14 protein-coding genes and 1 pseudogene are annotated in these 19,145 nt (G+C 56.9%); 3 read left to right on the forward strand and 12 right to left on the reverse strand.

Annotated features, from left to right (window positions below; all coding sequences use genetic code 11):
• Positions 1–252 precede the first annotated feature (252 nt).
• From ACSQ9D_RS21255 to ACSQ9D_RS21285, 7 genes are all read right to left on the reverse strand, one after another.
• A complete protein-coding gene (locus tag ACSQ9D_RS21255; RefSeq protein WP_436283969.1) occupies positions 253–885 on the reverse strand; it encodes a PAN domain-containing protein in 633 nt (210 codons plus the stop codon).
• Between the two features lie 96 nt (positions 886–981).
• Positions 982–1,371: an AMP-binding enzyme gene (locus ACSQ9D_RS21260; protein ID WP_436283970.1), complete on the reverse strand. Its 390-nt coding sequence runs from the start codon at positions 1,369–1,371 to the stop codon at positions 982–984.
• Between the two features lie 288 nt (positions 1,372–1,659).
• Positions 1,660–3,945, reverse strand: coding sequence for a PBP1A family penicillin-binding protein (locus ACSQ9D_RS21265; RefSeq protein WP_436283971.1), 2,286 nt, complete (start codon positions 3,943–3,945; stop codon positions 1,660–1,662).
• Positions 3,946–4,977: 1,032 nt separating this feature from the next.
• The gene (locus ACSQ9D_RS21270) at positions 4,978–5,253 is read right to left on the reverse strand and encodes a DUF1772 domain-containing protein (RefSeq protein WP_436283972.1); all 276 of its coding nucleotides are present in this window, start codon (positions 5,251–5,253) and stop codon (positions 4,978–4,980) included.
• A gap of 86 nt (positions 5,254–5,339) precedes the next feature.
• A complete protein-coding gene (locus tag ACSQ9D_RS21275; protein WP_436283973.1) occupies positions 5,340–6,965 on the reverse strand; it encodes a DUF1254 domain-containing protein in 1,626 nt (541 codons plus the stop codon).
• A 434-nt stretch (positions 6,966–7,399) separates the two neighbouring features.
• Positions 7,400–7,615: a hypothetical protein gene (locus tag ACSQ9D_RS21280; RefSeq protein ID WP_436283974.1), complete on the reverse strand. Its 216-nt coding sequence runs from the start codon at positions 7,613–7,615 to the stop codon at positions 7,400–7,402.
• Positions 7,616–7,690: 75 nt separating this feature from the next.
• Positions 7,691–8,275, reverse strand: coding sequence for a hypothetical protein (locus ACSQ9D_RS21285; protein ID WP_436283975.1), 585 nt, complete (start codon positions 8,273–8,275; stop codon positions 7,691–7,693).
• Between the two features lie 18 nt (positions 8,276–8,293).
• Between ACSQ9D_RS21285 and ACSQ9D_RS21290 the strand changes: the two genes are divergently transcribed.
• The gene (locus tag ACSQ9D_RS21290; protein ID WP_436283976.1) at positions 8,294–8,482 is read left to right on the forward strand and encodes a hypothetical protein; all 189 of its coding nucleotides are present in this window, start codon (positions 8,294–8,296) and stop codon (positions 8,480–8,482) included.
• A 333-nt stretch (positions 8,483–8,815) separates the two neighbouring features.
• Here ACSQ9D_RS21290 and ACSQ9D_RS21295 read toward each other — a convergent pair whose 3' ends face one another.
• Entirely contained in the window at positions 8,816–12,010 is a 3,195-nt protein-coding gene (locus ACSQ9D_RS21295; protein ID WP_436283977.1) for a rhomboid family intramembrane serine protease, read from the reverse strand.
• 744 nt (positions 12,011–12,754) lie between these two features.
• Between ACSQ9D_RS21295 and ACSQ9D_RS21300 the strand changes: the two genes are divergently transcribed.
• A complete protein-coding gene (locus ACSQ9D_RS21300; protein WP_436283978.1) occupies positions 12,755–12,946 on the forward strand; it encodes a hypothetical protein in 192 nt (63 codons plus the stop codon).
• 312 nt (positions 12,947–13,258) lie between these two features.
• Here ACSQ9D_RS21300 and ACSQ9D_RS21305 read toward each other — a convergent pair whose 3' ends face one another.
• On the reverse strand, positions 13,259–13,723 hold the full coding sequence (locus ACSQ9D_RS21305) for a BA14K family protein (RefSeq protein WP_436283979.1): 465 nt from the start codon (positions 13,721–13,723) through the stop codon (positions 13,259–13,261).
• Between the two features lie 236 nt (positions 13,724–13,959).
• On the opposite strand from ACSQ9D_RS21305, the pseudogene ACSQ9D_RS21310 reads away from it, so the two are divergent.
• A pseudogene (locus ACSQ9D_RS21310) lies at positions 13,960–14,106 on the forward strand (glucose dehydrogenase); the annotation flags it as partial.
• A gap of 211 nt (positions 14,107–14,317) precedes the next feature.
• Here the strand turns inward: ACSQ9D_RS21310 and ACSQ9D_RS21315 are convergent.
• The 3 genes from ACSQ9D_RS21315 to ACSQ9D_RS21325 all read right to left on the reverse strand — a co-directional run bounded on the left by ACSQ9D_RS21315 (position 14,318) and on the right by ACSQ9D_RS21325 (position 18,681).
• Positions 14,318–14,884: a threonine transporter RhtB gene (locus tag ACSQ9D_RS21315; protein WP_436283980.1), complete on the reverse strand. Its 567-nt coding sequence runs from the start codon at positions 14,882–14,884 to the stop codon at positions 14,318–14,320.
• Positions 14,885–15,974: 1,090 nt separating this feature from the next.
• Complete coding sequence (locus ACSQ9D_RS21320; protein ID WP_436283981.1) at positions 15,975–16,430, reverse strand: pyridoxamine 5'-phosphate oxidase family protein; 456 nt, start codon at positions 16,428–16,430, stop codon at positions 15,975–15,977.
• Between the two features lie 403 nt (positions 16,431–16,833).
• Entirely contained in the window at positions 16,834–18,681 is a 1,848-nt protein-coding gene (locus ACSQ9D_RS21325; RefSeq protein WP_436283982.1) for an ABC transporter transmembrane domain-containing protein, read from the reverse strand.
• Positions 18,682–19,145: the final 464 nt, after the last annotated feature.

Genomic DNA, 19,145 nt, shown 5'->3' on the forward strand with positions numbered 1-19,145 from the left:
TGGGCCGAGCAATCCTGAACTGGGTATTCAGCATCGACCGAAAAGCAAAGCGTTTCAGATACTACTGCGATCATTGCGCGGGATTGGACTCGCGGTCGGAGTCCTTGTCGGATCATGTGAGGTCGGTGTTCACGAGAGCGGCCTAGCAGCCGGCACCAGCGCGGCAGAGAACTGATTCGCCAAAACGACACCAACTGTTCAAGGCGGACGAGTTGCGGAGGAATAGCGGGGATCTGCCTCTCCATGCAGGATTCACTTCACTCCGAGTTCGACCCCCTTCGTCGCCTTTGGTCGACCCAGCATGTCCTTGATCCAGCACTCCTTCTTCTTTGCCACGAAGGCGAACGCTTTGCAGGAGTTGTCGCCAATGCAGGCGGTAAAGCAGCTCAGATAACTGCTGTTGCGGATTTGCTTGTAGTCGCCGCCGGGAAGGTCCATCCCCGAAAACGACGTGAAATCGGATCTGATGACGTCGGCGGCTTTTGAGGACGAATATGCGGCGAGAGCGTCTGCGTTCTTGATCAGCGCGACCACATTGTCCTTCAAGAAACAGACGCGATACTTGAGATTATAGGTGACTGCCTTGCACTGTCCGTCGGCTGCGCAGGCCTGCCGGCATTCCGCGTAGGAAACGTTCTTGAAGCTCGTGTAATCGAAGCCGATGGCATCATAGCCCGCCGCGTCTAGTAAGGTCGGGGGAATGACTGGTCGCGGCATGTTCGTCGCGGAATCCTGGGACTGGACGGCTACCTGAACCTCGGGTTTGCCATAGCACAGGACTTGCATGACCGACGGCGTCACCTTGTCGGCAAGATCTGCGGTAGACAGCACCGGTTGATCGCCAGCCTTGTCGCCGCTTTGGCTTGCCATGCTCTGCGTCTGCATGAACAGATCGGCGACCGACCCTGCCAATGCATGGAACTTGGCAAAGATCCGTTGCTCTAATCAGCGTCTTCGGACGCCCGGCGCGAGCCGGGGACTTCAGGCAGTCGTCATCGCCTTCAGCCCGAGTTGCTCTTCCGTCCGCTGCCTCATTATGACCTTCTGCATTTTTCCCGTGACCGTCATTGGAAACTCATCGACGAACATGATGTACCTGGGGGGCCTTCTGATGAGCGATCTGGCCTGTGCAAAAGGCTCGAACGTCGTCTTCCGACTCCCCTCCTCTACCTTGATCCACACGCAGAGCTCCTCCCCGTACTTGAGGTCCGCCACACCGAACACCTGCGCCTCTTCGATCTTCGGGTGTCGATAGAGGAATTCTTCGATCTCTCGGGGATACGGGTTCTCCCCGCCACGGATCACCATGTCCTTAATGCGGCCTACGCAATAGGCTTCACTGTCGATCGTCGCCAGATCTCCGGTGTGCATCCATCCCGCATCATCGATTACGCCTTCGGTCTTTCCTTTCTCTCCCTTGGTGCCGAATGCTGCCCTCTGCGCTGGTGGCGTTTGCGACCTAAATCCGAAAACATATGGATCAGTCGGCCAGCGCTTAAGTCCTGACGCGATGTAGCTGGGCGATCTGCCCTGATCTAACCTCGTTGACTCTGCACCCTCCACGGCCTGAGGACCGCGCCGCCTTCGTTGTGGGAGTGGAATTCCGCTCCCCTCTATAACTATTAGAAGTGTCTACCTGTGCGAACGGGATAGGCCATCTTATTTCTCACACAGCCTACGCGGCCCGCGGTAGGGTTGAAACGTACAGTCGGCGGGGCGGAACGAACGATAAGCACCCGCGCAGTCTCGAAAATTGCAGGTGACCGATGCTTCCCCGCTATCGACGGAGGGACTATCCGCAGTGACGTCGGGCTCGCTGAAGCGCGCACTGCCGTCATGCACGGCAGCGGCGGCACGCATAAAGTTCCGCCAGATCCTGGCCGGCAGCTTGCCACCCGTCACCTCGTTCATCGGCGTCTCGTCGTCATTTCCGACCCACACTCCCACCACCAGTGACTCCGTGAAGCCGACAAACCAGGCGTCGCGATGGTTCTGGCTAGTGCCGGTCTTGCCCGCCGCAAAGGCTCCGAAATCAGCTTCGCGACCCGTCCCTCGTTCAACAACCAGCCTCAGCAGGCCAATCATGTCCGGCTGAAACTGGCGAAGATCCGTCGAGGGCCGCTTGGGCGGCCCGACGCGGAAGGCGTGCGGCTGGCCGTCGGCATGAAAGGAGACGACCCCCCACGGCTCCACCGGGGCAATGCCTTCCCTAATGGATGCATAGGCGCCGGTAAGGTCGAGCAGGTTTACTTCCGAGGAGCCGAGCGCCAGGCTTGGTGTCTCCGCCAGCTTTGCGTCGATTCCTAATTCCCGCGCCGCAGCAATAACCTTGTCGATCCCGATCTCCATTGCAAGCGCCACCGTCGCCGCGTTCAACGACCGTGCGAATGCCTCCGCAATGGTAACGCGTCCGCGATAGCCTCCACCGTAGTTTTCGGGAGACCATCCGTTAAGCTCAATCGGAGCATCCTCGACCCAGTCTCCAGGCGTGAGGCCTGCCTTCAGCGCGGCATAGTAGACGAACAGCTTGAAGGCCGAGCCGGGTTGCCGCATGGCTGTCGTCGCGCGATTGAACGGACTCTTGGCGTAGTCGCGCCCGCCAACCATGGCTACCACGCCGCCTTCAGGCGTCATTGCAACCAAGGCAGCCTGTGATGCGCCCGTTGCCGCACCTTCCTGTTTGAGCGCTTCTGCCACTACCTTTTCGGCAATTGCCTGCAGCCGCGGCACCATCGTGGTTTTGATTTTTATCGTGCCTCGATAAGGGCCGGCAAGCTCGCGCGCCTCCTGCATCACCCAGTCCGAAAACCAACCTCCCGACCTTGCCGCGGGCTTGATCGGATGAAGTTTCGCAAATTCTGCAGCCGCGACCTTTGCCTGCTCGGTGGTGGTCTCGCCGCGCTTCACCATCGCGTCGAGCACGAGGCCTGCCTGTCGACGAGCGCCCTCTGGATTGCTGATTGGATTGAGCTGTGATGGCGCTCGGATGATGCCTACAAGCATCGCGGATTCACCGAGATTTAGGTCGCGCACCTCCTTGTCGAAATAGATGCGGGCCGCCGCCGGAACGCCGGTTGCACCTGCGCCGAGATAGATATTGTTGAGATACCGCGTAAGAATTTCGTCCTTGCCTAGCTTCCTTTCTAGCCAGAATGCGATCACAGCCTCCTGGATTTTCCGCTTCCAGGTACGGTCCTGCTCGAGATAGAGAATTTTTATAAGTTGCTGCGTGATTGTGCTGCCGCCCTGGACGACCTCGCCGGCGCGGATGTTCCTAAACAGCGCGCGAAGAATGCCTTTCAGATCGATGCCTGAATGCTCGTAAAATCGCCGATCCTCACTGGTGAGCACCGCATCGATTAGATAGCGGGGAAATTCTTCTCTCGCCGCAAAGGGTCCCTGGATCGGCCCCTGTCTTACCAGCGGTTTGCCATCCGCCGTTTCGAGCAACACCACCGGCTTGAGCGAGCCGTCCGCGATTTCTTCCCACGGCACGTCGCTTAGTGCCCAAGAAAAGAGGACAGCGACAAGCACAAGATATGCGACACCTGCTGTCGCGACCGTCCGCAACACAAACTTCCGCCAGCGGGACCCCTTCTCTACGACAGCTCGCTGATCAGTCGAGCGCAAACGCCAAAGCCACACCCGCGACCAAACTGCCGCAGAGCGGGCCGCCGTCTCGGCGGCTCTAATCTTCGCGGCTTGAAAATCAATGTCCCGTAGCCGCGAAGAGGCCTCGCTGCCGAGTGCTCGGAGCTTTTTGGCCGCCAGACGCGACGCGGCAGCCAAGTCGTCCCGCAGTGCCCGGCCGAGTTCGGCAAGCGCTGTTCCCGTCCGCGCGAACGCCGCACGATCGGACCCGGCATGTGCCTTCCCGTTGGACAGGGGGTCGTCGGACCCTTCGCTCTCGGGACTGCTGCCCGATGCGGTTGTGGTTTCCTCCATGCGCGCTTCCTTTGATTACCCTCACCAAGTTCGTGAAGCAGAGAAAAGGTAGCCTCGGTGGTTTCCCTGACGTCAACAATTGTCGCTGACACTTTGTCAACGACGCGGGTGGGTGTGGCAATTTTCTTCCAAGTCACGCGCTACACTCGCGGGAACCGCGCCACGGTCACGAATGTTCGATACTGTGGGAAGGAGAATATCATGGCCGGTGACAACAGCAAAAAGGATAGCCGCGTTCGGTCGGGCGTATAGTTTGCCTCTCGCCTGAGGTATCTGCTACCGAATTCCGCGAAAGACATCTGTGGATCAGACGGTAACGGCTGCCGCTGAAACAGACTTCGTCCTGCGAATCTGCGTTGATCAGAAGCTCTTCGGTCCTCTCCCTCTTGGCCATTGTGGGCCGCGATTTCATCGATTTCGTAGACCAACCCCCCGCCGGGTGGCAAGGATTCCCGCCGACGTGCTGCCCGCAACACATTCATCTGTGCCGACTTCGAAATCGGACATGCCAACATGGCAATCCAAAATTCCGCGGAAGTCAGGCGCTCCGGCTCTTCGCCTCCATTGTTGATGATCCGCTTCTGGCAAGTCGCATGTTCGTACAAGTCCGGATAAAAATTAGAGGTTGTTGCGAATGTATTCACACTCCACGGGCCCGAGTGAGTGACGGCGCTCCTCGAGCGTGGTGATGGCAGAGACGTTCTCAAGGGCCCGCCGCTCGAAACCACGCCGATACGCGTTCCCCTCATCGCGCCCGACATCTGTACATCAGAGGCCATCCGGACCCATTCTTGAAAACTCCAGGCTGAGCCTGGATTTGTAACTCCGAACGGTCCTGGTAGCACTTCCTCGACGATGCCGGAAGATTCTCGACGAAATCCTGCTGCTCTTCATGTTCCGGCAGCATCGTCCGCCGAAGAACGCTCAAGGACGCCTGCCCTGGACCCTTGTACCTCCATCAAGGTTGGAATGTGTGGGATGCCGGGGAGCGGGACGCACCTCGCTTGCCGCGCGCCGCATTCCATCCGTGCCTCAGTTCAAAGCCCATAGATAGGCAAGCGTCGCAACAATACCGAGAGTTGTCCGGACGGCGTGGAGCCGTCCCCAAGTCACGATCATGCTACGTGATGCCGTCCCCGCATCGTCTTCTGCTATCGCTTTCAGCTTGTTGTTCGTGGGCATCATGCAAAACAGCGTATAGGGCCAATTGGCAAGTATAAGAGCCGCACCAACCAGCCAACGTACATGCGACGTCGACGCTTCATGTCCACACTCCTCTTTGACAAAAGAATAGTGTGTTGCATTCATCCCGTGAGCCCACCGCCATTAGCGGTCATAGGTTGCGTAGCGCGAGGCTCGGTATCTCGCGCTAGTATTGCGTCGAACTTCCGAAATTAGGGAACGAGTTCGACCTCGCTTGGACGCCATTCCTTCGTGAAGAACGGTTCGAGAGGACTGTAAAGGCGAAGGAGCATGAACCACCCCTTGTCGGGCACAGTCTGAATCCAGTTGCCGCGCTTCACGTCCTTCGGCTGGGTCGGACCGAAATAGATCGTCGTGGAGCCATCTGCGGCCGCTTCCGCGGCGGGTGACGGATAGGACTGGCTACCTGCACGCGGATACCGCTGCGGCGTGTCGAGCATCGACCGCGATTGATTGTCGTAAAGTGTGAACGACCAGAATGCCTCGGCTGGAATATTCGGAGGCAGCGTCACCTTGTAAGTCTTGCCGCCATCGTATGGCTTCTTGTCCGCATCCACAAATCCCATGAGATACTGCGAGCCGACCTTGGGTAGCCGCATGATCATACCGGGGGAGTCGAGTGTGTAGCCGTAGTAAAACGCCGTTTTTGAATCGAGAGTCCGAGCGCCAGTGGGCGGCAAGGGGGCGAACAGTCCTTCCTTGGTGACCATCGGCGGCGGCGTCTCGAAATTGGCACCTCCTTCCCAAAGCATGTTGGCCCAGCCTGAACCGGGATAGTAGGCCCAACCCGGAATGTTATAGGCATCCCAATTGAGCACGCGTCCCGACGCGTTTCCGACTGCTGCTGCATCGGTGAGGATTTTCTTCATCCGTTCGTCTGGCTTGAATTCCTTGCCCTTCACGATGCCGATTGCCGCCAATTGCCCCGCGAGTTCCGGGTTGTAGGAATCTGCTGGCTCGGCCTGAATGTTGGCGTTGATCATCTCGAAGAACGAGTAGTCGCTTGGAGGAATCGTATTGAAAGCCTTCCCGCTCGCCTCATTGAACTTCGTTTCAGACACCTTCGGATTGCCTTCAAGCTTGACCTTGCCTTCAAGCGCCGTAGCGATGCTCGTACCCACACCTCCTGGTGTGTAGGGATATATCTTCATATGCTCCTTGATGTTCGCGACCGTCGCCTTGGGGTCGTTGTCCACGAGGTAGCCACGGGAGGCATAAAGGACCCGGTTGGTCTTCGACCGGGCGACGTAAAAGCCACCTTCCGGGACAGGCCCGTCGTAGCCGGGTGGAAGAATCAGATATCTCCCGCCTTCGCCACGGTCGGGACCGGGGAAGCCGATGTCGATGATCCACTGGAACCACATGTCATTGACTGTTCCGACACCCTTCGGAGGCTGCTCGATTACCATCGGCCCTTTCGTCAGGTCGACGACGCTGAAGTAATAGACGGTGTCCGCGTTTGCGGTGAGGAACAGCGACTTCGAATCCATCAGTTCGGGAAAGATGGTCACGGTGTTGTCCTCAGCACCAATGCCGAGAAGGCCTTTATGGATCGCATAGGCGGACGCGCCGCCGTAGCTATTGAGGAAGGCGTCAAGGCCTCGGGTGAAGGCCAGTGTGTCATAAACCTTTTTAGTCGTTTCAGGGCTCGGAGCGCCGTCCTTAAAGTCCAGCGTGCCGATGCTGGACTCCACCTTGTCGGGAGTAACCAGAATTGGTGGGATTTGGGCCGCTTGGCCGAAAGCCATGCCGCTGCCGAGGCTGGTCCCGGCAATAAGAACTGCAACGAATGAACGCTTGCTTCTGATCGATGCCATGCTGTCCTCCACGATTGAATTGGGATCAGCTCAGACGACACCCTATGAGGTGCACGAGTGCGCTATGCACGTCGGTTTGACTTTGGCCAAACTGCCTACCCGCCGCATCGTCAGCCCGGTGGGCAAGTTGAACAGCCGAAACGTTTCGCGGTCGTTTGTAATTATCAAGTACGCAACGGTAAAAATCGGCGTATATGGCCGAAGTAAGTAGGGTACGGTTTGGGCGGAAAGCGGACCATTCATGGGATGGGTGAAAACGGTCCTGCGTTTCAAACCCCCGCCGATTGTTACTCGGCGGGTTGCTCCTTTAGTGAAACAGCCCGTTGATTTATCTCAAGGTTCTCGAAGCTTCCCAAGCTGAATATCGGGCCCTTGGCGACCGATTACGGACCCTTTCGTTGAACCCATCCAAGGCAGCTGGCACGTAAGCCGCATCATTTGCTTAGCGGATCCTTACTCGCAGCCTCTAGTACCTGACGGACCCACTTGGCCAGTACTGCATCTTTCGAAAGCTGGGACTGGAAATCTTTCTCGTTCATCTTCCCCATCCGGTACGCCTCAACTAGCTTTCGCTGTTGTTCGCTCAAGTCTCGCTCTTTTGCATGCTTGGTCAGGCGGCTTTTGAGTATGTTTGCGTCGATGGTCGACATGACATTCACCTCCGCAAAGAAAACAGCATAAAAGTTTCAAAGGTTCCTTCGGGAGGGTCGCCAACGTCGTGGTGTTCACCAGCCCAACCCTCTTGGCCCAAAGCGGGACCCGTCCACAAACAGCCGAGTCGCCCTTTCTCTCTTGGAAACGCGGATTATTTCACAGTGCTGCGCACATCCCGGCGCGGTCCCGGTTGAATTACCCGGCTTCGGCCATGTGATCGGCAATGTACGCAGCGTCTTCACCAACGCCAAAGAGCAGGCCGGACTTGAAAAGCCGGTGCACCAGACGACGGAACCGATGTTTGCCGTCTTCAAATCCAGGTTTGGAATGGGCAGAACTGGAACGGGCCGTCCCGGCGTGTCCTTCACCTCTTCAACGGGCAGGTCGAGTGATTTCGCACTCGCGCACTCATCCGCGGCGCGTTTGAAGTCGCAAAAAGCGCGGTCTGCCTCCGTCAAAACATCTTCGACATCATCATTAAAGTAGAGTTTGCCGCCCGCGACACCCTTGAGCCGGCCCAGGGCCACGCCACCCTCTCTAACGAAGCGACGCACGTCAACGTCATACCCACCGTTGACCCCTGTGATCACCGTAGTGGTCGGATATTTGCGCCCTGGGAAGCTATTGATCGGGACATCAAAGCGGCCCATGGACATGAACCACCAGAAGCTGTCGTGATCGCGGTATCGGCGTGGCACACGGCGATGGGCGCTGACGCTAAAATAGACAACGCGGCCATCGGCATTAAGCTCGTCAGCAATCTGACAACCGGACGCACCGTTACCGACCACGAGGACGGCCACACCGGCGTTAGCAACGAGATCGCAAAAGAAAGCGCAACGACTGCTGCGACCTCGCTGTAGTCGAGCCGCGAGGGCAACTCGCTGAAGAACGCAAGCTCAGGTGAGCCTGTGAAGGTAGTGGCTACCCAGTTAGCAACTTGCCGAATGTAGACGATATTGCTTGCCTCAGCCCCGGTGCTGTTCAACGCCAGCCCCTGTGCCAGAACCTTTCGAGTTACCATTGGCACGACACTCTCGACGCCACTTACCTCCGCTAGGCGGCTGAGGAGAGACTTGGCGGCCAACAAACACACAAGTCAAAGGGCCGGAGGCATCTTCTTGAACCAGTCCAGTTTCGGTAACCCCAGGTGTGCGTCGGCGTGAACAGCTAGAGTGAAGTCATAGGTTAAACTCTTAATAATGTAGCGTTCGACGACCTCCACCATCGTCGACCAAACGAGTCGCAATCAGCTTTCCCGACGGATCATAACTGTCCGACTTTGAGACCCACGGGAAGTCTCCAGTCGTATCAAAGACGATATAGTCCCGTGTTCCGTCGTCGTTGAAGTTGGTCTGGGACGCAATCTCACCGCTACTGGTCGCAACCTGCTCATAGCGTTCCCAAGGCTGATTGTTGTCGACGTCATGGGTAGTTGAGTAAAGACTCCGATCATCGTTTGTTTGGTCGACATACTGGAGCGAGCCGGCCGCATCGTAATGTTGCACGTAGATCGACCACGATGAGGTGCCTCCCGCATCGTAACTGGTCACGATTTTCGCGCCAGTATCGGAAAACGTTGTTTGGTTTTGCAGCTGGCCAGCACGATTTCTGAACTGCTCAAGCTTCGACCAATCTTGGCTATTGGAGATGTCAAACGTCACGTAGGTGCTGGTACCGTCGTCATTCTCTTGTGCGACCGATCTGAGTCGGCCGCCTGCGTCAAAGGCCTGTTCGTAGCGGATCCATTTCCCCTTGTTTTCCAAGTCGTGGTTGACCTGGTTCTTGGAGCCATCGTCCATGACGGTAACCTCCGCTAGAACACGCCCCTCCCCGTCAACTTCCGTGGTGATCGTTGACCATGGCCTCGTGTTGTCGGGGTCAAAATCGACTGTTCGAGTTAACTCGCTCGCTTTGTTGTAATAGTCCACTTTCCGCTGCGCACCTGACACGTCGAACGCCATGCCGACCTTCGTGCCGTCGTCCTTGAACTGCATTTCGAACGACCGTCTGTCGCTTGGACCGTATCTCTGTTCGACCCTCGTCCACGGTTCAGTATTGAGGGGATCAAAGAGCGTGGCACTTATCCGCCGCCCGTCCTTGTTCTTGCGTTCAATGCTGCGCGGCCTCCCGATGGACGTTTCAAAGGTCGTCTCGATCGTTCGTCCATCGACCGTGACTTCAGTCTCTTGGATTTTACGCGCACGATAGTCGAATTTGGTTTGAATAGTTGATCCGTTTGGTTTCCGCTCAGTCTTAACGTCTGGCGCTTTTAAATGGCTCGGGGACCTTACATCTGAGTTGGGGTTCGAGGGCGGCCTACGGTCGGCCGCGCTATTTTTGGCGGACTGATCAGCCTTAGGGCCATTTTTCTCAGAACGGGTGCTTTGCGCGGCATTTTGGGTTTCTTGCGCGGACGCCGCCAGCAGTCTCAGCTCGCTAACCGCTCCGTCGTACTCCATAAAGGTCTTGGGGCAGGACCATACAGCGCCCTGAAACCGACGGTTCGCTTCAGCGATTTTGCCGCGCTGGAGGTACCATTCACCCGCGTAGAAAATAGCCTCACACAGTTCGTCACCATTTCGGGCCTTTGTGGCGACCTCCTCCGGGCTGAGCTTTCCAAGAAACAGGTCGTAGATAGGGTATGGCCACTGGGTGGGCTCTAATTTGGCTGCAGCGCTCTCAAGGTCGGACACGGCCTTGTCGTTGCCGCCTCTCTCCTGAGCCAGATATTGCCAAAGCCGGTAGTATGGAGCCGGCTTGCCATTCGTTTCGGCCTTGGACAAGAACCTTGCCGCGGCGGCGTAGCGTCCGGCGAAGAACTGCCGGAATGGATCAGCTAGCATTTCCTCTCGCAACCGTGTGATAGGCAGCAAGGACGCTATCGCCACAATGACAAAGAGGCTGCTGAAGGCTACCGCGGCACCTCCAAAGCGTGGCGTCGACCGCTCCCGCGGCCAAGCAATCAGTAGGACAAGAGCGGCAGCACCACCTGCCACCACGCCGCCGAAATGCCCAGCATAATCTATCATCTGCCCGTCCTTGGCGGCGGACAGGAATGGGATGAGCGCTGGAACCAACATTTGCGCCGCGCCGATTCTAAGCGCAGAAGCAAGCGGCGCGAGGTGACCCCGAAAACTGGCGACCATGGTGGCCGCGAACAGTCCAACGATACCGCCGGATGCCCCGACACCCACGATGTTCGGCGCGTTGAACAAAACGGAAGCGATGGCCCCACCCAAGGCACTTGCGAAGAAGATCGCCGCAAACCAGCGCCAGCCAATCAAGCGTTCCAGTAGTCTTCCCGCGAACCAAAGCGCAAGGCAATTGAAGCCGAGGTGAACGATTGATCCATGCAGCAATGGTGCGGTGAATAGACGCCACCACTGATGATCTTGAAGCAGGGCTGCCCGCTGCGTCGCACCGAGCATGAACAAAGTTTGCGTGCTCGGCGAACCCGCCTGCGAAGGGTCCACACCGAATATCAGTTCGCCGGCGTATATGACGACGAGCAGACCGATTAAGACATAACTTAGGACCTGTGGGCTGAGCGATATTTCAGCTTCTGAGGGATGCTCGGTGGCAATCTCCTGACCGCCTGTCGCCGTTGCTCCACGAGCATGCTCCCATGCTTCAAAACAACGATTGAAGATTCGATCGGGATTCCCGCTTAGCGCCTTGAGATTTACAGTCGCTTTGCCTTTTGAGGCATGCATGATCAGCCAAAGGAGGCCCCGAAATCCACGCCTCCGGATGCTGTCGGAAACACCCGGGTCAAGTTCGAGCCTCAGACTGTCTACATGCCGGCTCTGAAATCTGCCGAGGTTCTTGATGGCGTGCCACGGAATCGGCTCAGTGCTGAAACTCGGCAACACAATGCCGTCGCCCGATACCGCAAGAGCAAGTTCCCTTGAGAATAGCTTCAGCAACGCCGCTATGCAGATCAATCCGAAAAATGCGCCGCCGAGCCACGAAACAACAATTCCCGGAAAGCGGCCTGCGCCTTCCGACATCCATATGTTCCCAACTATCAAAGCCGCAAAAACGAAGCTGCCGAGCACGGCTCTAAGCAATTTGCCTTCGTCCCACCGGTACGACGATGGAACCAGCTTGGCCGCATCCGATCGCAGCTCTAGGGACTGTGGGTCAACTTGCCCGGATGCGTCTTTAGGGAATTCCGAACGTGTGGCCGACAATGACGTGCCAGGCGTCTCCTGCTCGTCGTCGCCATTTAGCTCCTGAATCTCGGAAGCTACTCGCCAATTTGCAAAGCCTTCGTGCCAAACCCTGGTTTCGGGCCCAAGTTGGCCTGCATGGACTAGAATCTTGATTTCTAGAGCCGAAACCGGCCCCATCTGCTGGCCTCGATATTGGTAGTACCAAGCTTTCATGCGCAATGCCGTTCAAAGAAGGAAAACATTGACGAAATTAAAGTGGGAGTGCTGATAGGTAGGAGCTTTCGTCGCTACGGAATGCAACCCAGATTGTCAATACTGTTTTCGATACACGCTAACGCAAGATTGTGCTTCTTCCTGTGTATAGGTAGCTTTTCAATCGCGTCGCAAAAGGGATCTTTGATGGACCAGTAGTCCTTCAAAAGATTGATCGAACGCTGCTATGGGCGCGTCGATCTTCAGCGGCCCACAGTTGGTCAACCGCGACCATCCGTTGGGACGGTGTTAGGCGTCAAATTTGTAGCCCGAGAAATCGCGGAATCCTCCACGATGGCCGAGGTTGCCGATCTCGTTGCGGTGATGGAAAGTTCCGGATATCGGTGGGACCACTTACCATGCTAGTCGTCGGGCGTATCCTGTACCGGACCACCTTCGTCGCAGTCAAATGCGCGGAGCTTGTCGCCACCAACGATGCCATGCGATGAAGCTCGTAGCCAAGTTCGGGGTTGGCATGGAGGTCGTGACGCCAACCGATAATTTCGTCGAGCATGAACGGGCTCCCTGATTCTAAACGTCCCGATATCCGATTTCAGCCCCATCCCGGGAGAAGGAAGATCGCGGAAGCGCTCGGACGCTGTAGTCTCTAACCGGCCGAGCAGCTCTGCAAGCGGTTCACAGAAGGTTAATGGCTTTCGATATACCGATATCGTAACTGAAGTCGCGCATCCTTTGGAGAGCGGCATGGGAAGCCCTACCGAACTGAAGCCGATGACTTTGTTGCTCCTCGAAGACGAGCCCTTCATCGCGTTGGACATCGAGGAAGTGCTTAGCCGCGCGGGCGTATCCGACATTCATACCGTATCGACATGTAAAGGGCGGACAGCTGGCTTGTCGAAACAACTCCTGATGTCGCCATTATCGACCCACGGCTGAGCGACGGCATCTGCACGGCTGTTGTGGATAAACTTGTGTTGCGAGGGGTTCCATTTGTGGTCTATTCGGGAGACACCGATACCCTTCTTGATGAGGAGCCGGCGTTCGGTCGTGGCGATTGGCTCAAAAAACCATGCGGCCCGGAAGAACTTGTCTCGGCTGTCGGTCGCGCCATCGTCCGCACCATTAAGTAGCTCACAGCGCCGAACTCTCGCGGCATTTTAAAGGCCGAACTGCATCTCCTTGTCCGGGTCAGTATCATGCCCTGCTACCCATACACCAAGTTCACAGCGCCGGAGTATGCCGCCGCCATCAATAGGGGCCAACGCATTGGCGACGGGGTCCGTAATAGGGCTGGAAGGTATTGTCGAATGCCCTGTACGTACGATAGCGCGCAAAGCACCAACTCACGTGGCTGCCCCCTTCATAGGAGACCGAAGGTTCATACTGGCGATACGGCCGATAATAGCCATAAGGCCGGCGGTGATAGCCGTAGGGAGAGCCGTAATACGTGTATGGACCGTAGTAGGGCTGTGCCAATGCGCCACCAATGATCGCACCGAAAGCCAAGCCACCCAAGGCCAAGCCCCAGTCCGATCCATGGTGATGGTGATAACCGCCATTCCAGTGGCCGCCCCCTCCGTGACGCCATTGCACAGGCTCTACCTGCTGCTCTATTTCGATCCTGGATGAGTTGGTTGCTGGAAACGCGTGAGCCGGAGTGATGCCGGGAACACCTACGATCAAGCCAAACGCGATAACGGCTAGCTTTTTCATCAATGTTCTCCTCTGTTCTCCAGTGGAGAAAGTATTGCTCCCCTCCGCCTGAACTAAAAGTGAACGTAATATGGCGACAATGGTTGCGCAGCGCCACCGGAGATAGGCTGTTCGCAAGCTGGCACATCCGATGGTGTACCGGGAACGAATTCTGACTGAAAGGGGTGGTGGATTAGCGGCTTGAATGTTCGCTACTTGGCGTCCGGAAGCAGGGAGGCAATGCCGCATGCGGTAGGCCGCCAGAGAAGCTCGAAGAGGCCAAGGTCTCGGGAAGCTTGCTGCAAGCCAGCGAAGTCGCCGAAGTGGTGATCTTCATGCTGACCCGCCGTCGCGGCATGACGATCCGAGACGTGATTGTGATGCCGACGAATTTTGACCTGTGACTGCGCCAGGAGTTGAGGGCATGGCGGCGGCTTGGCTCTGCCTGACCAGAATTAACGCTCATATACGCAGTCATTAAGTCGGCTATGAAGGCGTATTTGGACATACGGGCTACGGCGCGACCACCCGACGTCAACAATGGCATCGAGAACAGCATTTCTGGCATTTGATATTATGGCATTTGCTAGTTGCGCAGTTCTGCCGCAGCCCCATTTATTGCTGTAGTGCGCTCACAGTGAGTATCGCGGAGAAGACCAGTAAGACGCCCGATCCGAACCGCCGCGCAATCAATGGCATTTGGTTGCTGCTTCCGAGAACCATCCTGCCGACCAGCAGCCAAATGGTCGATGTCAGAACGGCGACAGCCGAGAAGCTTCCGACGGCAGCGATCGGAAGCCAGCCCTGGTCGGGTGCAATCATCGTGAGCGCGATGATGAGTGTCTTAGGATTGAGCAGTGTCGTCACGACGACATGCCGCACGCTGATGGCGAGGGCCGAGGCCCGTGCATCCACAACCCACAGCTTCAGCGCGAGGTAGAGCACCCACGTAGCGGAGATGAACTTTACGGCTTCAGAAACGGCGGGATGCGCCTTCAGAAAGGTGCCTGCAAGCCCAGCGACGGGGAGGACAACCGCCAAATAGGATAGCACTACGGCTGCAACAAGCACGACGGCACGCGCAAAGGTACTTCCTTGCGACGCCATGGCCAGAACGGCATTGGTCGGACCCGGCAGGATAAGCAGCGCGAAGACGCTTAGAGCGAATGGAAGGATAGACATAACAGAGAATCCCAGCATCTCTGATGCCTTTTACATGGCCGCCCCGATCCGTCTTTGACAAAGATCATCTCGACGCGAAACCTTTTCAGAATTCGGGCGTTAAGGCGGAATCAACTGGGGGTGCCGCCATGCCTGGCTTGATTTTCTTCATTCTCACTCGACTCTCTATTGGGTTTGCGATCGGATGCGCCGCCGGATTTGCGATCTGGAGGAGTGGTTTCTCCGATATGGGCGCGGGCTTAGGGTCTCTCGAACATCTCGTTATCGAAGGTCTGTTTATATACCTTTTCGCGAGTGCAATCGGGATGGGCTATTTGGCTACGGCGCTTCTATTGGATGAGGGATGACGGATTCCCGATGCACGGCTGCGGCAAATGCTCACCGTGGAGCACCTTTCATCGCTCGTCGGGCGCTTTGTGGACCGGACGACGCAATGACGCCCCGAGATGAGAACGTTGATCTTCCTCAATATTCCTCGCCGGCTTGCTCGATCAATGAGGTCGATCCGGCGTATATGGGCTTAGAGGCAGCTCTCGAGCAGCGTTCCATTGCTGTTTGGAGAAAACGCGAGCGTGAACGATTGATCGAAGCTCGCCGAAAGTTCCTCTAACGAGCGGGAGTTGAAGACCGAGGCGATTTGGCGGTCGATGGCAGAGCCTGTCGACGCGATCAGATGCCGATCAATTGCATTTTGCTGGCCATTTCGGGGAAAGGCTGACCTCCGACAGAAGTTCGATTCCTTGGAAAGGAAGGACATCAGATGCCTTCCTCCCGTCGATGGGATCCGGATGCGGCCTGACATCATCGTCAGACCGGTCGTCGGGTTTGACGGATGCTACCGACCTGGAGGGGGATATTACGATCGAACGATCGAACGCTGGCACGTCTGCACAACAAGCCCCTCACAATAGCGAGTGGCTTTGTGACACAGCGCCTACGATCGATCGAAGCTCTCCCCACGACATTGCGATGAAGCTCATCGTCACGGACGAGAAAGTGCCGGAGCTGAGTTGATGTCGAGGTAAACTCCGCATCGGGCCGGAGCGGGATGGGACCACGGCCACGCCAAGCGGTCGCCGACGGGCCCGAGCTAGTCCGGCACCACCATTCGTCCAGAGATGTCCTTCAACACAATGCCGAAGAAGACGTGTGGAGAGGCGTATTGCACGGGCATTTCATGGGGCTTCAGAGCGCCTATCTCCCACCAGTCCGAAAACCTCTGAAGAAGCGACCATGCGTGCAGACGTTCTTGCTTCCACTGATCCGTGTCGGGGAATTCCTCATACCGTCCTTGCGCCACTACGCTTGTCCAGCCGTTCCCGGGAGAGTGCTTTTCGACTTGAAGGCACACCTTGTCATTTCCTCGCATCCAATCGATTTTTTGGCCAGGCATGGCAAAGCTGTACGCTATGCCGCCCTCGTACGCGAAATAAATGGGCACGACATAGGGTTGATTGTCTTTGCTGCAGGCCAGGTGGCCGAAACGGGATTGCTCAAAGACGTCAGAGCACTCCAATTGACTAAGCTCCCTCAGGGCGAATGTCATCGTAATGTCCTCCCATTGCTCGGTCGACGAATTGAGTGCTGGTAGTTTGATGTCTTTCCACAAGGCACGCTTTGATTTCTATCAAATGCCCGGAAGGTAAGGGCTCTGCGGTCCGAAATTTACGTCGCCTGCCACAAACCCACCTGAACGTCTGCCGCTCTCGCTTGCACCGGTCCCACCTCGTTTGCGTCATATAATGCTGGACGCCCCGCACTCGTTCACGGAGCACCACTTCGCCTGCTGCTGTTCCCAGCACTTCGGGAGAGGACCGTCGGATTCCGGCAGTGAGAGAGCATGTGTGGCCACGAGGCGCGCTCGCACCTCTTCAGCCTGTCTAGCGGCAAGCGAGTTGCCCCTGGGTGCGATCCTCAAAGCCCAATTAACGCGCGGGTTAGCGTGCATTTCAGGCCGCACTCACCTCGCCTGTATCGATCTTCTCACCAAACTGAAGAGCCGCAAGCCGAGCGTAGTTTCCGCCTTTGCTCAATAGAGAAGAATGCGTCCCCTCCTCGACCACTCTTCCTTCGTCCACCACCAGTATGCGATCCGCCTTCAAAACAGTCGCAAGGCGATGCGCGATAACGAGTGTCGTTTTGCCACGCATCAGACTTTCAAGCGCGTCCTGTACTGCTGCCTCGTTCTTGGCGTCCAAGGCCGAGGTTGCCTCGTCAAGCAGTAGTATCGTGGCATCTCGCAGGATCGCCCTTGCAATCGCAATTCTCTGCCTTTGGCCACCTGAAAGGGTCATGCCTCTCTCACCAACGACCGTATCGTAGCTTTTCTCGAGTTTGGAAATAAAGTCATGGGCTTGCGCCTTCATGGCCGCAGCAATCACCGCCTCGCGTGTCGCGCCAGGCCGGCCGAACGCGATATTGTCGAAAATCGACGCTGCAAAGATCGTCACATCCTGAGGAACGACTGCAATTTCCTTCCTGACATCCTCCGCTGACAGCGAAGACAGCTGGCGGCCATCGAACAAGATCGAGCCCCCGCCCGGTTCGTAGAACTTCAGCAAAAGCGAGAGGATGGTACTTTTCCCGCCGCCGGAGGGTCCGACGACAGCTACGGTCTCGCCAGCTTTCACTTGCAGGGATAGACTATTTAGAACCGAGGCTTCGGGAGCACCGGGATATGCGAAGCGAACATCGTTCACCTCGACAGTGCCCTTCGCCGGGCGTGGCAAAGGAAAAGTCGGCGTTGCCGGCGCTTCAGCCGTGGGCTCGTCGAGCAACTCAAAGAGACGCTCGGCTGCGCCCGCTGCCTGGGCCAACTCACCCCAGACTTCGGAAAGCGAACCAAGAGAACCGGCAGCGATGACGGAATACAGCAAAAATTGGCTCAGCGCTCCGGGTGTCAACGCACCGGCCAGCACATCGTGAGCGCCGACCCATAGAACTCCCACCACGCTACCAAAGATCAGCGTAATGGCGAAGCCAGTGAGCAAGGAGCGCGCACGGATGGCAGCTGCAGCGCTCTCGTACGCGAGTTCTACGTCAGCGGCGTATTTCCTTTGAGCTGCATCTTCACCGTTGAAAGCCTGCACTATCCGATTTGCAGCAATCATTTCACTGGCGAATGCGGATGCCTGCGCTAGGCAGTCCTGGGCTACCCGCGAGCGCGCACGCACGGAGCGTCCGAAAAACACCAATGGAACCACGATGAGAGGGATGGCAACCAAAGTCATCATCGAGAGCCGAGGACTGGTAACGAACATCATCGCCACGCCCCCGATGCATAGCATCGAGTTGCGCAAAGCCACCGACGCGGTCAGGCTCACAGCAGCCTTAACTTGTGTCGTATCGGCCGTCAGTCGTGAGCTGATCTCACCGGATCGGGTGGCGTCGAAAAAGCTGGCAGGAAGCCTTGTGATATGGCCGAAGACTTCCTGCCGCAAGTCTGCGACAATTCGCTCTCCGAGCCCAATGACGAACTTGTATCGGAATGCGCTGGCTATCGCCAAAGCGACCGCCATAACCATCAGCATGACGAAGTACCGATTGATGAAGCCGCCATCGGTCTGAGCGAAGCCGTTGTCGATCATCCGACGGACGGCCATCGGCAACGTGAGTGAGATGATCGCGGCAGCCGTCAGGGCCACGAGGGCACCCGCACAAGCCAATTTGTGCCGTGTCAGGAATGGGCTGAGGCGTCTAAGGGGCGCGATGGATTTGCGCCCAGGCTGACGCAGCAATCCTTCTTTGTCACGGTCGTCGCAGCGAGCATCGAAGTGCCGGTCAGTCTGTGAGATCATCAAAACGGTAGTCTCCTTGAGAAGCGGTTGTGCCCTTGTGCCAGCTCTTGCCCCGGCGATCTTTGATCGCGATCAAGAAACGGAGAGACCTGCTAACAATCACAATCGTTCCTGGAGCCGGCACGCCTTGCGGACATGGTTGTAGGGCGCACTCAGGCCGCCGCCCAGATTGCGTGCGGTGTCCGAATGGTCTGGGTGTGTTCAGAGCGGCAATTGTCAAAACACCTAGGCAAAGCTCGACCGATAAGAAAACTGACGAAAAGCAAGAATAGATTCGGTCAGTCCTTGCACCAACAAGTAGTATGTTGGAGTTTTGTGCCAAATTAACCAATATTAAACCATGTAACGAATATTGTTAATCGGACACCCATGCGCAGTTCTACTTAAGCTTGCAAAGAAACTGCGTTGCAAGCTTCTTGCAAGCAGAAATTGTTGTGGATGAGGAAGTGATATTATTCCAGCAA

It is taken from the genome of Rhizobium sp. LjRoot258 (assembly GCF_964254185.1).
Lineage (GTDB): Bacteria > Pseudomonadota > Alphaproteobacteria > Rhizobiales > Rhizobiaceae > Rhizobium.

Excerpts from the sequence above, each read along its gene's own strand:
- ACSQ9D_RS21285 (WP_436283975.1), bottom strand. The coding sequence starts at position 8,275 with ATGTCCATGGGCCGCTTTGATGTCCCGATCAATAGCTTCCCAGGGCGC.
- ACSQ9D_RS21260 (WP_436283970.1), bottom strand. The coding sequence starts at position 1,371 with ATGCACACCGGAGATCTGGCGACGATCGACAGTGAAGCCTATTGCGTA.
- ACSQ9D_RS21275 (WP_436283973.1), bottom strand. The coding sequence starts at position 6,965 with ATGGCATCGATCAGAAGCAAGCGTTCATTCGTTGCAGTTCTTATTGCC.
- ACSQ9D_RS21280 (WP_436283974.1), bottom strand. The coding sequence starts at position 7,615 with ATGTCGACCATCGACGCAAACATACTCAAAAGCCGCCTGACCAAGCAT.
- ACSQ9D_RS21265 (WP_436283971.1), bottom strand. The coding sequence starts at position 3,945 with ATGGAGGAAACCACAACCGCATCGGGCAGCAGTCCCGAGAGCGAAGGG.
- ACSQ9D_RS21320 (WP_436283981.1), bottom strand. The coding sequence starts at position 16,430 with ATGACATTCGCCCTGAGGGAGCTTAGTCAATTGGAGTGCTCTGACGTC.
- ACSQ9D_RS21255 (WP_436283969.1), bottom strand. The coding sequence starts at position 885 with ATGCAGACGCAGAGCATGGCAAGCCAAAGCGGCGACAAGGCTGGCGAT.
- ACSQ9D_RS21305 (WP_436283979.1), bottom strand. The coding sequence starts at position 13,723 with ATGAAAAAGCTAGCCGTTATCGCGTTTGGCTTGATCGTAGGTGTTCCC.
- ACSQ9D_RS21325 (WP_436283982.1), bottom strand. The coding sequence starts at position 18,681 with ATGATCTCACAGACTGACCGGCACTTCGATGCTCGCTGCGACGACCGT.
- ACSQ9D_RS21270 (WP_436283972.1), bottom strand. The coding sequence starts at position 5,253 with ATGAATGCAACACACTATTCTTTTGTCAAAGAGGAGTGTGGACATGAA.
- ACSQ9D_RS21295 (WP_436283977.1), bottom strand. The coding sequence starts at position 12,010 with ATGAAAGCTTGGTACTACCAATATCGAGGCCAGCAGATGGGGCCGGTT.
- ACSQ9D_RS21315 (WP_436283980.1), bottom strand. The coding sequence starts at position 14,884 with ATGTCTATCCTTCCATTCGCTCTAAGCGTCTTCGCGCTGCTTATCCTG.
- ACSQ9D_RS21300 (WP_436283978.1), top strand. The coding sequence starts at position 12,755 with ATGGGAAGCCCTACCGAACTGAAGCCGATGACTTTGTTGCTCCTCGAA.